Source organism: Psychrobacter immobilis (assembly GCF_904846065.1).
Lineage (GTDB): Bacteria > Pseudomonadota > Gammaproteobacteria > Pseudomonadales > Moraxellaceae > Psychrobacter > Psychrobacter immobilis_H.
Map to the genome: position 1 here is coordinate 2,240,389 of NZ_CAJGZV010000001.1, position 15,250 is coordinate 2,255,638.

Consider the following 15,250-nt stretch of genomic DNA (forward strand, 5'->3'; position numbering starts at 1 on the left):
TTATTAAGAGTCAACAAAATATCAATTTTGAAAGAGGTCTACTATTGATACGACGATCCAACCCTCATGCAGTCTATCGGTGATAGCGAACATCTGATTAATACAGGTAGTCTGCTGTCATCGACTCGCCCTAGCCTATTTGCCACGGACAACGAACAAGCGATTGAGAGCGGTTATCGCAACACGGATAACGGCTTAGCAGAATGGATTACTGATCATCGCAAAGAACAAGCTTACTCACAGCTCAACGTCGCTGATGGACAAGTCGCTGCCAGTCTAAAAATGGGTATTATCAATCCTGCTACAGATGGTGCTAAGCGCCAAGGTATTAGTGCCACCACCACTGCGCAAATCAATATTAAGTCTGGTGAAGCACCCTGACCCCTGCCGTCAAATCCGTACAGTTAAACTTGGGAGATTTTAATTACGCAGCTTGACGGTAAAAGTCAAACCACACCTGTCTTGGCGTTTTATAGCCCAAGCCCTTCTGAATCCTCGTTTGGTTGTAGTACAACTCAATATAGCCAATGATATCGCTGATGGCTGCAAATCTTGTTTTATAGTCTTGGTGATCTTGTGATAAGCATGTCTACAGTACTGACTGCCTCTATCAGAATGTACAATTAGCCCTTGGCTTGGCCCTTTATTTTTGATTGCCATATTGAGTGCACGGCAGACTAAATCTGCTGGCATGCGCTTATTAATGGCGTAGCCGACCAGCTCTTTGGTGTATAAGTCTTTGACTCCAGCTAAATACAACCAGTCCTCATTGGTCCAGATATAAGTAATATCACTGACCCACGATTCATTAGGACGCTTAGCATCAAATTGCTGATTTAGTATGTTTGGATAGACAAGCTTGTTGTGATTGGAGTCAGTGGTGATTTTAAATCGTTTGTGACGACGGCATTTGATGTCATGTTCTTCTTTAATGCTTCTAACCATATACAAGCTAATATCGTGCCCTTGCTCTATCAGCTTTGCATGCAGTCGCTCAACACCATAGCGCTCACGAGTTTCACTGTGAACAGCCCTAACCAGTAGCTCAGACTGGTTACGATGTATCTGTTGGTCACTAATATCGCGATTTATCCAGTCGTAATAACTTGATGGCTTAACACTTAGCACGCGGCACATAGTGGTGATGCTAAAGAAGTGCTGGTTATCTTTGATAAAGGCGTACCTGACTAACTGTGCTTTGCAAAGTACGACGTTGCCTCACTCGAGCATAGCTCTCCCCTTGCGTCGGGGCGAAGTAGTGCTTCGCTTTATCCCTCCTCATTTAGGATCTCTCGTTCCTCTTCAGCAACTTTGAGCTGTCGTTTAAGACGCTTGTTTTCTTCGATCACCGCCATGAGTTCAGGATCATATTGAGCTGTTCCTGCAAGTTTGCCTTGATTGGTTTTATTGTGCCAATTAGATAAGGTCTGCATGGCGATACCAAGCTGCTTTGCAGTCGCTGAAATATTCCCATCGTTGTCCGCTATCTTCTTGACGGCTTCTGCTTTGAATTCTGTGCTATAAGTTCTGATTTTCTTGGTCATGGTAAACTCCTTGTCAAGTCGCTAGTTTACCAAGTTTAGGTGTATGGTTTCTTCAGCATAGCTCAGTACGTCCCATAATCAGAGGAAGGACATTAGTCCTTCCTTAGTATGCTTGGTCATAAAAATAATGGTGCATTACAAAATCAAGAGGTTCCATATGAAAAAGTTTATTCTGTTTCTATTTTTTGCACCTTTAGGGTGTTCAGTAGAAAGTAGTGCTATTGAAGACGTGCCTAATATCGCAAAAAGTGAAACTACTTTTATTGAATCTAGTATTGAAAATAATTGTACTGGTGAACCTTTATTATTAATGTATGAAGAATTTGTCAAACTGGGTATTAAAGAATCAAATTTATTAACTAGCAAAGCTAACATAACTTTTACTAAAAGCAATACACCTAAATCAAGGATAGAGAAAAACCTAACTTCAGATTTTGGATCTGATTTTTTAAAAGATGCCTGCGCAATAGATGGAACAGTTATTAGTATTAAAGACCTAAGAGAAGGTTATCTTGGTGCTTATCAAGTTACCTACAACTCAGAGGAAAGCGCACTTTTAGCTGCTGATATTATAAGGGATGCAAACTCAACACAACTCAAGGTTTTTAAAGTTGCCACTGTCTTCGATTGGAGATTAGTCAAGAACACTATTCTCATCAACTACAATAGCCCAGCTACGACTTTATACTACGAACACAATGTGAATGAGTTATCTAAATAGTTGGTTATGGTGATTTGGCAATTTGATGGTGAGCAAGGTTAGTATTTTACTATTTTACTTAAGCCATCTTCGGGTGGTTTAAACACAGATATATTATCCTAGCAAGCCTTGCTCATATCAATGGCGTACCTAAGAGACTCAACCTTCTAAGGCTTATGGTCGACAAAGGTGGCGACGTGAATATTGATACAGACAATAGCAGAATTTTAGAAAAGATTAAAAAATATAGAGTAGAAGAAGCAGTACCTTAATAAATATAAGACACTGCTTTTTATCTAAAATACATCCATTCTTAAGCACTCGTTATTTAACTATTATGCTTGGCTATCCAGTTTTGCATTTGCTCAATTTCAGGCTGCTGCGCGTCAATTACTTGTTGTGCCAATTGACGCATTTCTTCATTTTTGCCATACTTTAGCTGTATCTTTGCCATATCTACTGCGCCAATATGATGCGGCAACATACCACGAGCAAATGCCATATCTGGGTTAGGGTCAGCGATACCTGCCATCATTTCACTATGCATCGTATCCATACCTTTAGCATAAGCTGTCTGCATGGCTTCAGTATCAGACGTTGGCTCAGCAGCATCAGGATGGTTGGCAAGCCAGTTCTGCATTTGCTCAATTTCAGCTTTCTGAGCGTCAATAATCTCTTGTGCCAACTGACGCATTTCTGCATCCTTACCATACTTTAGCTGAATCTCTGCCATATCAACAGCACCCATATGATGACCGAGCATTCCTTGAGCAAAGGCAGCATCGGGATCGTTGTATGCCATGCCTGCCATCATCTCATCATGCATCTTAGTCATAGAGTCATTATACTCTCTATGCATGCCCGTCATCGCATCGCCTGACATATCATGACCTGCATGAGCATCCATCGCGCTAGTGTCTGTTGTAGCATTATTAACGGGAGCCGCCTCGTCTTTGACAGTAGCCTCTGTTACATCATTCGTCGGCTGACAAGCGCCAAGCATCATCACGGCACTGACACTAACTGCAAGCATGGCAAGACGTGAGTTTCTTATCATTTTCATGGTAGGTCCTTAATTACGATCATTTGGTAGTTATGGTTCATATAAAAACTGGCAAATCAGCTAAGATCCACCAGTTGGAAAAATCATTTAATTTATGTACTAAAAGCAGTGCGTTTTAAGGCTATTTATTCTAATGCTTCGATCAGTGCCTGCATCTCTTGGATTTCACGTTTTTGTGCTTCGATGATGTCGTCAGCAAGTTGCTGTACTCTAGGGTCTTCTATATCGGCTCTTGAGCTGGTTAAGATCGCAATTGAATGATGCGGTATCATAGCCTGCATCCAATCCACTTGATCGACGGTTGCTTGAGATCTGACGCCCCAGATACCCACGGCAAACATCAGCACACTAAGACCATAAATCATTACATTGACCTTAGTTTTCTTGTACATATTGCTCATAAAGGCGAGCATAATCACTGCCATGCCTGCGCCCATATATAGCGCCATATAGGCTCTGGTCTCACTAAAATAAATATGATCCCACTCATAAGTATTGAAGTACATCATGATATACATCACCACGGTAGACGTCAGAATCATGAGGGTGAACTTTACATAAGGGTTCATCTGTTTTTGCTCTGTATGATTCATCAGTCAGTCTCCATCAATGCTGCTATCAGTACTACAATGAGTAGCTGAAATTTAAAAAATCTATCTAAAGTATTAACTTATAGCTGCTGCTCTGCGGACTCAATCTCAGCGTATACTTGGTTTGTGCCATCTTTATTGATTTGCATAATTTGGTATGGCATAAACTTATCTTGATATTCCATACCAGGGCTACCGACGGGCATACCCGGTACCGCCAAACCAATGGCTTGCTTTGGTGGATTTTGCAAAAACTTAGCCACATACTTAGCAGGAACATGACCTTCGATGACATAACCATCACTGGTAACGGCGGTATGGCAAGAACGCATCTCAGCAGTTACACCGTAACGCTCTTTAAATAATGACAAGTCTGCAACATCATGTGCAGTTGTCGTTAACCCATTATCTTCTGCGTGCCCTATCCATTCTTTACAACAGCCACAATTGGCATCTTTATAGACAGTGGCTGACACGTTCTTGAGCAGGTCTGGGTTGTTGGCTGGTGTCTCTGTCACTGTTTGCCTACTCTGTATAGCGTTTGCCTCACCACTGCTGGCGTTAGAGGCATTGGCAGTAGAGGGGCTAGCATTAGAAGCATTGCTGTCAGATTGTCCACATGCTGATAATATGGCAGCGGTTAATAAGACCGCTGACCCTCGAACAAACTTAACGGTAAAAGGAATCATAGAGGCTTCTCATAGTGTTGAATATTTCATGGTGTTGAATATTAAAATTAGGATGTATTGATGCCAAACTAGCATAGCCACTCTGACAGTCAGATGACGCCAAGATGACAATTTTGTCATCTTCTAGACTGAGCATAGGTTTATTACCAGTATTCCTCTATGATTGATAATAATAGAGACATTTTATATTGATCTCATCCTAAATAATTGGTGCGAGTATGCTATGAAAGTATTGTTAGTCGAAGATGAATTATCGCTTGGCGACTACATCAAAAAAGGTTTAAGCGAGGCAGGTTTTATCGTTGAGCATAAAACCACAGGTTTAGATGGTTATCATGCTCTGATGACTGAGGACTTCACTGTCGTGGTGATGGATGTGATGCTGCCTGATGTGAGCGGATTTGAATTAGTCAGTAATTATCGCGCTGCTGGTAACACCACCCCTGTATTATTTTTGACCGCAAAAGATGACCTTAGCGACCGCATAAAAGGCTTTGAGATTGGCGGTGACGATTATCTCACTAAACCTTTTGCCTTCGCTGAGCTGTTGGTCAGAATCAAAAGCTTACTACGCCGTGCCAATCAAGCAGATTACGCCAGCACAGTGCTTCAAATAGCTGATTTAAAACTGGATATCGCCAAACGTAGCGTGCATCGAGATAAAGGTTCTATCAAATTGACGGCCAAAGAATTTGCGCTATTGCAGTTTTTACTTGAGCATCAAGGCGAAGTATTGCCCCGCTCTGTCATCGCTTCACAAGTATGGGATATGAATTTTGATAGCGATACCAATGTGATTGATGTGGCGATAAGACGCTTACGAAGTAAAATCGACGATGGCTTTGAAAATAAGCTCATTCATACCGTACGCGGTATGGGCTATAAACTAGAAGCGGACAATATCGCCGCTACAGTCAATAATGAAACTAGCATTGATATGAGTAATGAGGCTAATACAGTTTCTAAACTCAACCACGTTGAAGTGAAATAGCATGGCATATAAACCGGAGCATCGACGCTTGTCATTACTGTGGCGCACTACCCTAGTATTAACGGTATGTGTGCTGATATCTCAAGCTTTTTTGTACATATGGATACAGCGTTCGGTTAATGATCATTTTGAACAAATGGACTCAGAGATCCTGACTCACGCTGCGTTTAATTTACGACAGTACATGACAGAGGTGACATCGGATGATCAGCGCTCTGACAACCTTGCCGACCCTGCTCATCTCGCCAATACAGCATCATCTGTGGTAGATATCTTTCGACCAGATTACGAAGTTAAAACAATTATCACTGACCATAATGGACAAGTCATCAATAGTCAGCCAAAGGATTTTATTGATAAACTCAATGACTCCCAATTGGTCGAAAAACTATGGCAGCAGCACCGCGATCAACCCTTTGACTTGCAGCTTAATCATCGTCATTATCGCGCGCTGGTCATTGAGCACTCTAATCGCTTGGCATTCATCGCGCTACCGATTGATGTGCACCATCAATACCTTGCCCAGTTTAATCACCATCTTATTCTGATACTTATTGCGATTACTTTTATCTTGGTATCAGTGGCGGCTTTTAGCGTCTATTTAGGATTCGCCCCCTTAGCGACCATCAGTCAAAAAATGGCACGTATCAACGCTGAGCAGTTAGACGATAGAATCATCGTCTCTGAAATGCCAAGCGAGTTGCGACCCTTGGCTGACGCTTATAATGCCATGATGGATAAACTCGAACACAACTTTGCCTCATTATCACAGTTTTCAGATGACATTGCTCACGAACTGCGCACACCACTGGCAACGTTAAGCACTCAAACTCAAGTGATGCTCAGTAAACCTAGAGACCATCAAGAATATGTCGAGCAGCTACATCATCAACACGACACGCTCAAGCAACTATCCCTGCTAATTAACAATATGCTATTGCTGGCAAAAACTCAAAAAGGTCTTTACGACTCACAACGTCATCTTGTCGATACCGACTCACTGATAATTAAGCTCATCGATTATTTTGAGCTGATAGCCGAAGAGCGCGGTATCTCTTTTGAGAAAAAAGGTGAGTTTGATGTGGTATTAGGGGATGAGAGCTTGTTACAAAGGCTATTTGCCAACTTGATATCCAATGCGATTTACTACGCCGCCAGCGACAGCATCATTACTATTACCGCCGTTTCTAAGACTGCTAGCCTCATAAAACATAACGCTCACGCCCTTAAAGACACGGCTCAGCAGCCATCGCTAAACATCACCATCACTAATCGCTTGCAGACGCCTCTAACTCAAGCGGAAGCAGATAGACTGTTTGAACGCTTTTATCGTCATCACAAATCCAATAATCAGCACTCGGGCACAGGATTGGGATTGGCCATCGTACAAGCGATCGTCAATGCCCATAACGGCAAAGTCAGTATTACCATTAAGGATGAGTATTACTTTCAAGTTAACGTACAGTTATTAAAAGAATCATAGGGCGGGTTTGATCGAGAAATGGTCACCATTTGGTCACCGAACAGGTGGTCAGAAAGCGGGTGATCAGCGATTTTCAAAAGTTAGAATGTATGCAACCAAACTGATAAAGAATACACTATTGAAGATAGACTATTCCCTATCAGTTGATAAAGAAAAATAGTCAACCTTTATAGATAAAGGCTGTAAGAGGAATTTTAAACACAAAAAAACCCCAAACAAAATTATGTTTGAGGCGAAACTTGCTTAAACTCGAGAGTTTAAATTTGTTTTAGCTTTTTACTAAATATGGCGCAGCGGACGGGACTCGAACCCGCGACCCCCGGCGTGACAGGCCGGTATTCTAACCAACTGAACTACCGCTGCTTAGGTCGTCTTAGCATCTTCTCTTATTACAGAGACACTCGCTAAAAAGAGTGGTGGGTGATGACGGATTCGAACCGCCGACATTCTGCGTGTAAGGCAGACGCTCTACCAACTGAGCTAATCACCCTGAGAAGCGTTAAAAAATTGCAGTGCAATTTTAGCTTCGCAAGTTAAAATTCCTTAAAGGGAATTTTATAGAAAGTTTAATCTTTAAAGTTGTCACGCTTTAAGTCAGTAAAAATTCTAACAACATTGAACTTAATTAAGTCCCCTTGCTGTGGGTGTGTATTATATAGATTTACACATGGCTGTCAAACAGTATTTTCAGTTTTTTAACCTATTTTATAGGTTTTTATTGATTAATCTGACAAGCCTATGTTTTTATTGGATTTATATTTTTATAAAAAACCAATAAATTTTCAAGCATGATCCTATTTACTGGCTAATGCTTGTTCGATATCCATTTTTATGGCTTCTGGTTTGGTGGTTGGCGCATAGCGGTCAATGACCTGTCCATCTTTACCAATTAAAAACTTAGTAAAATTCCATTTGATACCATCTGTCAATACACCACCCTTTTGCTCTTTGAGCCAATCAAAAATAGGATGAGCATCTTTGCCATTGACATCAACCTTCGCCATCATTGGAAAACTGACACCATAGTTCTTTTGACAAAATGCGCCAATCTCATCATTACTCTCTGGATCTTGCCCGCCAAATTGATTACAAGGGAAACCAATAACGACCAATCCTTGATCTTTATATTGCTGATACAGCGCCTCTAGGCCTTCAAATTGCGGCGTAAACCCACATTTGCTGGCGGTATTGACGATTAATAACACCTTACCTTGATAATCAGAGAACGCTTGTGCAGTACCGTCCATGCGCTCAGCAGTAAAATCGTAAATCGTGCTCATCATTTGTCCTTAAATCGATTAAGTTATTATTTTGATATTCTTTTAAACCGTGCTCATTTTTCAATAACAGTGAAAACATTAATAATGCTAATAACTGGCAAGGCAGCATCTCGCGCTTCCCTGCCATGACTCTAAAATACTCTAAGCAATTTTTTTAACAATTACTTTTCAGATTTATCTAGATCAATAGACACAGAATTGATGCAATAGCGCATCCCCGTCGTCTCGCTTGGGCCGTCAGGGAAGACATGGCCTAAATGTGCACCGCAGTTACTACAGGTCACTTCTGTCCGCGTCATGCCCAGCGAATTATCCACATGCTCCTCGATAGCGCTGTTATCAACTCCTTGGTCAAAACTTGGCCAACCACAGCTGGCATCAAATTTATTGCTTGAGTCAAATAAGCTCGCACCGCAGCCTTTGCAGCGATAAATACCGTCATCAGTCGCATCGTTATAGACGCCCGTAAATGGGCGTTCTGTACCCTTTTCACGCATCACGTGATATTCATCAGCACTCAAACGCTCTTTCCAATCAGCTTCTGTTAATTGGCTGATTTCTTCTTGGCTAAGTTGATTGTCTTGCATAATGTATCCTTAATTTGGGTATGTATTATCTCATCCATTAGCATTAGCTTTTATCTGCTATAAACTAACACTTTATCGCCATATTTTTATAAAAACGATGGGCCTTATCTATTGTTTATCCACTCAATATTCAAGGTATACATTACAAGAAAACTATTATAAACAAGCGATAGTGTAAGGTATTGAAAAAGCTATGATAAATAAAATACAGCAAATTTTCTTAACGTATCAATGAGTATAGATGTAGCCACGACAATGATTCTCTGAGAGAAGTTTGATATATAGGGGGTGTCCTCAATTCAATCGACTATCTTCTAAATGAGCTAAAAATGGCTAAATTTTGCCAAGCATCGTCAAATAGCTTATCAATATCTCGATATTATTTGCACTACTTTCCTTGTTTGACGACAATTTATCTCATTTTTATTACCATTTTTAAAATAAGGACACGCCCTAGTAGAGCAGCAATGAGGCAACTATAATACTATTAATGCAAGTTATTCTTGCATTAATAAATATATCCTTCTTAAAAACAGCTTGCATTGATACTGATAATGCAATAATATCTTGCATTAAGGCTCAATTAAAACAAATGCCTGCTTTCCTTCTCTCTATTACCAACTAATGAATAAAGGCTTGAATGACTATGGCTGATGAAAAAAATAAAAGCACACAAGCCGAAAGACTGGTACAGCTACGTCGTGATAAAGGGCTGACTGCTGAGCAATTAGCGCAAGCCATGACCGCAGCAGGCGCAAAAGTCAGTCGCGGTGCTATCTCTAATTGGGAGCGTGGCACCAATGGCATTGTGTCATCTAAACTACCAACGCTAGCACACATTTTAGGCTGCAGCGAAGGCTATCTGTTACGCGGCGAACTAAAAAATGACAGTGATAATAATAAAGAGGTGAGTAAAAGCGCTCATTCTCATAATAAGAATAGTCAAAACGCGTCATCTGCTCAAACTGACAAGATACATGACTCCCAAGCCAATCAAACGACTACAACTCCTACTATAGATACAAACTCACCAAATAACCCTATGAGTGGTCACACTATGAACACAATAAAAAAATCGGATAAATTACAAAATGTTTGCTACGACATTCGAGGCCCGCTATTACAAACAGCCAATAAGATGGAAGCAGAAGGCAAACGTATATTAAAGCTGAACGTCGGTAACCCAGCCCCCTTTGGTTTAGAAGCCCCGCATGAGATTTTGCGCGATGTGGCAATGAACCTACCAGACGCGACCGGTTATTCCGACTCGCAAGGGATTTTTTCAGCGCGTAAAGCCGTCTTACAGTACTACCAATCAAAAGGGTTGCTATCGGCAGTTGATGTCCGTGACGTCTATTTGGGCAACGGAGTTTCTGAGCTGATTGTAATGACCATGCAGGCCTTGATGAATGATGGTGACGAAGTGCTTATCCCAATGCCAGACTACCCGCTTTGGACGGCAGCGGCGAACCTAGCTGGTGGCACAGCGGTACATTATCGCTGTAATGAAGACGATAATTGGCATCCTGATATCGAAGATATTAAATCTAAAATCACCTCTAAAACCAAAGGTATCGTGGTGATTAACCCTAATAATCCAACGGGTTCACTTTATAGTGATGAATTACTCAAACAAATTATTGAGGTCGCTAAAGCACATGATTTAATCATCATGGCCGATGAAATTTATGATCGTATTCTTTATGATGATATGGTACACACCCCAATGAGCACCTTGACTGATGATGTGCTGGTGCTCTCATACAATGGCTTATCTAAATCGCATCGTATCGCGGGATTCCGCGCAGGTTGGATGATGGTGTCTGGCAAAAAGCACCATGCCACTGACTTTATCGAAGGCTTGGACATGTTAGCGTCTATGCGCTTGTGTTCCAACGTCCAAGGTCAATACGCTATTCAAACCGCGATGGGTGGCTATCAAAGCATGAAAGAGCTCACGTCAGAGCGTGGGCGCTTATATAAGCAGCGTGAAATGGCTGTGTCACGGCTTAATGCAATAAAAGGTATCTCTTGTACCATGCCACAAGGCGCGTTTTATTGCTTTCCAAAGATGGATCCTGATGTTTACCCTATCGAAGATGATATGGCATTTATGATGGATTTGCTTGTTGAAGAAAATGTCTTAATGGTGCAAGGAACAGGCTTTAACTGGGATAAGCCCGATCATTTCCGCTTGGTATTTTTACCAAACCTACATGATTTAGAGGATGCCATGGACCGCTTAGATCGCTTCTTTGCCAAAAAACGCAAACAATTTGGTACGGATTAGACGTTCAGTAACTATTAAAAACAGATATAAAAAAACGCTTATCGGCATGATGCTGATAAGCGTTTTTTATTTGAAATGTGCTTATAAATAACGTTAAATAAGCGTACGTGTTAAAAAATATTGACCAAAATAATATAACTGATTGCAGACATTGCCGCTGCTGCAGGAAGAGTAATGATCCATGCCAAACCGATAGGTTTCATCAACGCCCAATTGGTGTCTCTATTGACAATACCGATGCCAAGTACCGCGCCAACTAGCGTATGCGTGCTTGATACGGGCAGACCCATGGTTGATGCGCCCATAACCACTGCTGCCGCAGCCAATTCAGCTGAAAAACCAGAAGCGGGATGCATTTTTGCCAAGTTGGTACCAACCGTTTGAATGACTTCTTTGCCGATGAACCAAAGACCAACGATAAGCGCAACACCAAAGGTCAGCATGACAGCAGGCGGTACAGCGGCTTCAGTCGCAATGCTATTGGTACGGATAACATCCATAATCGCGGCAAAAGGGCCGACTGCATTGGCAATATCGTTTGAGCCGTGGCTAAAAGCAAAAGCAGAGGCGGTAAAGACTTGCATCCAGCTAAACATAATAAACGTCGCTTTGGTCAAATCCTCTTTATGTTTACCGCGGATACTCTTGGTATAGATAAAGGTCGCAAGCCACACTAGCGCTGCGATCATACCCATGATTAAAAAGCCTTGCAGTGTCGTCATGCCATTATTGACATTCTTTAGACCCTTAAAGATGACCAAAGAAGCCATGACCGCGCCGCCTGCAGCCGCAATGATAGGAACCCATTGCTTCAACGCTTTTAGCGTATCAAGGTTGCTGCGTTCATTTTCAATCTCATAAAGCTGTTTATAGTAGTCAGTCTCTAAATCTTCAACATCGCAATCGTCATCTTTGTAGATTTCTTGATCACGTAACATCGCTGACGTATAGGCAAGTTGTTCTGATTCTGTTAAACCGTCCAAAAATTCTTTGTGGTTTTGTTTTAAGGTTTTTTTGTCGCCTTTCAAAGTCGCAATGTGCGCCTCTGTTCTATCATTATATTCAATGATGTTTTTCTTAATCTGTCCATATAATACATAGGACAAAACGCCGCCCAATAGCGGTGACAATACCCAAGAAATCGCGATGGTGCCAATCGTACTCCAATTCACCGTTGATAATGCCATTTCAGTACCACCTAACGTGATACCTAATACAATAGAGCTACCAACAACGCCGCCAATAATGGCGTGCGTGGTCGAAACAGGCAGACCTTTTTTGGTGGCAAATAATAGCCAAAATGCGGCAGCGATGAGCGCTGACAGCATGACATAAATGAATTGGTTGGGCGTTACTGAAAGACCATCTAAATCGACAATGCCGCTTCGAATAGTATCGGTGACTTCACCACCTGCCAGTACGGCTCCGGACACTTCAAATATCGCTGCGATACCCAATGCCTGCGGGATAGTCAACGTCCCTGCACCTACTGAAGTACCAAAGGAGTTGGCGACATCGTTACCACCAATATTGAATGCCATAAAGACACCAAAAGCAGTGGCCACAATAAATAGCGTCGTCTGTTGACGCATCGTGTAATCTAGACCCCACCACAAAAAGTAGGCGGTCATCGCAATCAGTAAAATGGCAAAAAATAGATTTATTCTCATAGAACCGACTGATTTGACTGGCTCTGTAGAACTGTTGCTGATACCCATACGTTGATACGTCCTGCGTAAGCTGATTGAAATTATAGGCGGTTGATGACATTGCGCGGCTATTAATAATGCTCGTGATAGCTTCTGACATTAATATAACGTATATGAAACGCGCAATATGCTTGCTAAAAAACGGTTTTTCTTACTGCTATCTTGGTGCTCTACCCTAACGCTTATCTTTTATTTACTCGTATTTTATTTTACGTAAAGGCAGTAAATAAGGTAAAACACATCACTCAATATGTCACAAAGCCGCAAGGAATATTGCCAAATCGTCTGATTACAGCAGCTTGCGGCTTAGAGATGTCGTAGTAATAATTTTGGTGCTAATAACTGCTATTGTAAGAACCTTTGCCAAATTTATTAACCAGAGTGATTAAAATGTCTGTGTCAAAGGGTAAAAACACGCTACTCACTCAGTGAGTTTCGTGCACAGCAGGAGCTATTACGCGCCTATTATATTAAATATAAGCGCATAATGCATGATGATATTGCAAGATTTGTAACTGCCAGCATATGTGTTAGAAAACATCCTGCTGTAACGCAGCATTATACTCTCTTTCCCTGAATTTATTTAACGTTAAATATATAATTATGGCGCTTTGTAACCAGCTACCTAATTGAATGACCAATCACATATCAGCTGCCACACACCGCTGATAGTTGCTTAATCGCATGATCTAAAACATCCAAACGTGCTTGACGCTTCTCATTGGTCGCGATGACGCACCACGGTGCGTACTCTGTATCGGTACGTGCCAGCATATCCGCCGCAGACTGCACATAATCCGACCATTTATCACGGTTGCGCCAGTCATCGTCCGTCAGCTTAAACTGCTTGTGCGGTGTCTCCTGACGTGCCTCAAAACGTTTAAGCTGTTCTTTTTTATCGATAGCCAACCAGTATTTGATAACGATTGTCCCCGCCGCGGCTAAATCCGCCTCAAAGCGATTGATTTCATCGTAAGCACGCTGCCATTCCTCATCCGTGGCAAAACCCTCAATGCGCTCAACCAAAACGCGCCCATACCAAGTCCGATCAAAAATGGCAATACGGCTAATACGGTCGGTTTGCTCGTTCGGAAGTTTGGTCCAAAAACGCCATAGATAAGGATGTTGCAGCTCATATAGCATTGGCGCACTGATATTATAAATTTGATACTCGCGTGGGTCGAGCGGCGCCACCAATCTTTTGATCGCGCCACCTTTGCCAGCAGCGTCCATTCCTTCAAAGGCAAAAACGATATGACGCCCTTTGCGCGCACGCAGCAACTGGGCAAGGCGAACTTGTTTTTCTAACAACTCATCACGGTATTCCGACTTATCAATCTCTGCATCATCGATATTTTTTAGACATTTAGGAATTTTTACAGGTTCAAACTTTGCTGATTTGAGTGCTTGCTGAGCTTGCTTCTTAGCCTTCGATTTATCAGAGGTGTTTACTGTATTTTTTTTACTACTCATTAGCGCGGTTTGCATCGCTTGTAGCACTTCATGGCAAAAATGGTCAGCTGCATCTGACTTGTTATCACCATCAATGATGATCCAATCATCTTGCTGGCGTAGCAGAACGGTAGCCACTTGATTAAAGGTTTCAATAACTTTTTTACTATTCCAGTCAATTTGGTATAAAAACTGCGGATCGGCTTCATCGTCATTCAATCGCGCTTGCAATGTTTCAATATCCACATGGAACCAGCATTTAAGCAGTCGGGTTTGATTGGCAGCTAGGTCTTGTTCGAATGCTTGTAGCTTAATAAGCTGCTGCTGTAAATATGCTTGCCATTGCGCAATCGGCAACGTCTTGTCGTTGTCTGACGTTGCCATACGCATGACGTTATAAAGCAGGTCAGCATACCAGTTGCCAAAATAAACCATCACATCGCCATGACGGGGTAATGCCTTGGTATGTGCCTGCCAAATCGGCTGATACGCTAAGGGACAATCACCAACGGTTGCCTCAACTTTAAGTAGTCGAGGATCTACCCATTGGCGCAATTGCTTAACAGCAGTGCCCTTGCCTGCCTGCTCCATACCATTGACCAATACCAATAGCCCTGTTAGTTTATTGAGGGTTGGCGGCGTCTGTTGCCGCGTTGCTCGTAGAGCATATTGGGCCGTGACCAGTGCCAATCTCAGTGCATCTTTGTCCATAGAAAACTGGCTTAAGGGATTGGGGGTTAGGCGTTCATCAACAATCTGCTCACTAAATCGCGCACTTAGCGCTTGTGGTGCGGTGGATTCAGTCGTCTTATTATTTTTGCTCATAACTGTCATCATCCTATGATTGAAAGCGTGTTAGCGTCATCATAGCA

General features: G+C 42.0%; 12 protein-coding genes, 2 tRNA genes and 1 pseudogene. 5 read left to right on the forward strand and 10 right to left on the reverse strand.

Annotated features, from left to right (window positions below; translation table 11 throughout):
- The first annotated feature begins 66 nt into the window (after positions 1 to 66).
- Positions 67 to 381: a hypothetical protein gene (locus JMW64_RS09195; RefSeq protein WP_201539972.1), complete on the forward strand. Its 315-nt coding sequence runs from the start codon at positions 67 to 69 to the stop codon at positions 379 to 381.
- Positions 382 to 424: 43 nt separating this feature from the next.
- On the opposite strand, the pseudogene JMW64_RS09200 reads toward JMW64_RS09195, so the two are convergent.
- Positions 425 to 1,544: pseudogene (locus JMW64_RS09200) on the reverse strand (IS3 family transposase).
- A gap of 157 nt (positions 1,545 to 1,701) precedes the next feature.
- Between JMW64_RS09200 and JMW64_RS09205 the strand changes: the two are divergent.
- The gene (locus JMW64_RS09205) at positions 1,702 to 2,265 is read left to right on the forward strand and encodes a hypothetical protein (protein WP_201554352.1); all 564 of its coding nucleotides are present in this window, start codon (positions 1,702 to 1,704) and stop codon (positions 2,263 to 2,265) included.
- Between the two features lie 307 nt (positions 2,266 to 2,572).
- Here the strand turns inward: JMW64_RS09205 and copM are convergent, their stop codons facing one another.
- The 3 genes from copM to JMW64_RS09220 all read right to left on the reverse strand — a co-directional run bounded on the left by copM (position 2,573) and on the right by JMW64_RS09220 (position 4,586).
- Positions 2,573 to 3,307, reverse strand: coding sequence for a CopM family metallochaperone (copM, locus tag JMW64_RS09210; protein ID WP_227694159.1), 735 nt, complete (start codon positions 3,305 to 3,307; stop codon positions 2,573 to 2,575).
- A gap of 125 nt (positions 3,308 to 3,432) precedes the next feature.
- A complete protein-coding gene (locus tag JMW64_RS09215) occupies positions 3,433 to 3,900 on the reverse strand; it encodes a DUF305 domain-containing protein (RefSeq protein ID WP_227694161.1) in 468 nt (155 codons plus the stop codon).
- A gap of 77 nt (positions 3,901 to 3,977) precedes the next feature.
- Positions 3,978 to 4,586, reverse strand: coding sequence for a DUF411 domain-containing protein (locus JMW64_RS09220; protein WP_201554354.1), 609 nt, complete (start codon positions 4,584 to 4,586; stop codon positions 3,978 to 3,980).
- A gap of 223 nt (positions 4,587 to 4,809) precedes the next feature.
- On the opposite strand from JMW64_RS09220, the gene JMW64_RS09225 reads away from it, so the two are divergent.
- Entirely contained in the window at positions 4,810 to 5,577 is a 768-nt protein-coding gene (locus JMW64_RS09225) for a heavy metal response regulator transcription factor (RefSeq protein ID WP_201554355.1), read from the forward strand.
- Between the two features lies 1 nt (position 5,578).
- Complete coding sequence (locus tag JMW64_RS09230) at positions 5,579 to 7,060, forward strand: ATP-binding protein (RefSeq protein WP_201554357.1); 1,482 nt, start codon at positions 5,579 to 5,581, stop codon at positions 7,058 to 7,060.
- 286 nt (positions 7,061 to 7,346) lie between these two features.
- On the opposite strand, the gene JMW64_RS09235 is transcribed toward JMW64_RS09230, so the two are convergent.
- The 4 genes from JMW64_RS09235 to msrB form a co-directional block, all read right to left on the reverse strand.
- Positions 7,347 to 7,423 (reverse strand) — tRNA-Asp (locus JMW64_RS09235).
- Positions 7,424 to 7,474: 51 nt separating this feature from the next.
- Positions 7,475 to 7,550: transfer RNA gene (locus JMW64_RS09240), tRNA-Val, on the reverse strand.
- Positions 7,551 to 7,854: 304 nt separating this feature from the next.
- Positions 7,855 to 8,340 (reverse strand): glutathione peroxidase, encoded by a 486-nt coding sequence (locus JMW64_RS09245; protein ID WP_201554359.1) that lies wholly within the window; start codon positions 8,338 to 8,340, stop codon positions 7,855 to 7,857.
- 161 nt (positions 8,341 to 8,501) lie between these two features.
- On the reverse strand, positions 8,502 to 8,927 hold the full coding sequence (msrB, locus tag JMW64_RS09250; RefSeq protein ID WP_045448234.1) for a peptide-methionine (R)-S-oxide reductase MsrB: 426 nt from the start codon (positions 8,925 to 8,927) through the stop codon (positions 8,502 to 8,504).
- 646 nt (positions 8,928 to 9,573) lie between these two features.
- On the opposite strand from msrB, the gene JMW64_RS09255 reads away from it, so the two are divergent.
- Positions 9,574 to 11,217, forward strand: coding sequence for an aminotransferase class I/II-fold pyridoxal phosphate-dependent enzyme (locus JMW64_RS09255; protein ID WP_406947492.1), 1,644 nt, complete (start codon positions 9,574 to 9,576; stop codon positions 11,215 to 11,217).
- A gap of 110 nt (positions 11,218 to 11,327) precedes the next feature.
- Here JMW64_RS09255 and JMW64_RS09260 read toward each other — a convergent pair whose 3' ends face one another.
- Positions 11,328 to 12,935 (reverse strand): inorganic phosphate transporter, encoded by a 1,608-nt coding sequence (locus JMW64_RS09260; RefSeq protein ID WP_045448242.1) that lies wholly within the window; start codon positions 12,933 to 12,935, stop codon positions 11,328 to 11,330.
- A gap of 639 nt (positions 12,936 to 13,574) precedes the next feature.
- Entirely contained in the window at positions 13,575 to 15,203 is a 1,629-nt protein-coding gene (locus JMW64_RS09265) for an ATPase (protein WP_201554370.1), read from the reverse strand.
- Positions 15,204 to 15,250: the final 47 nt, after the last annotated feature.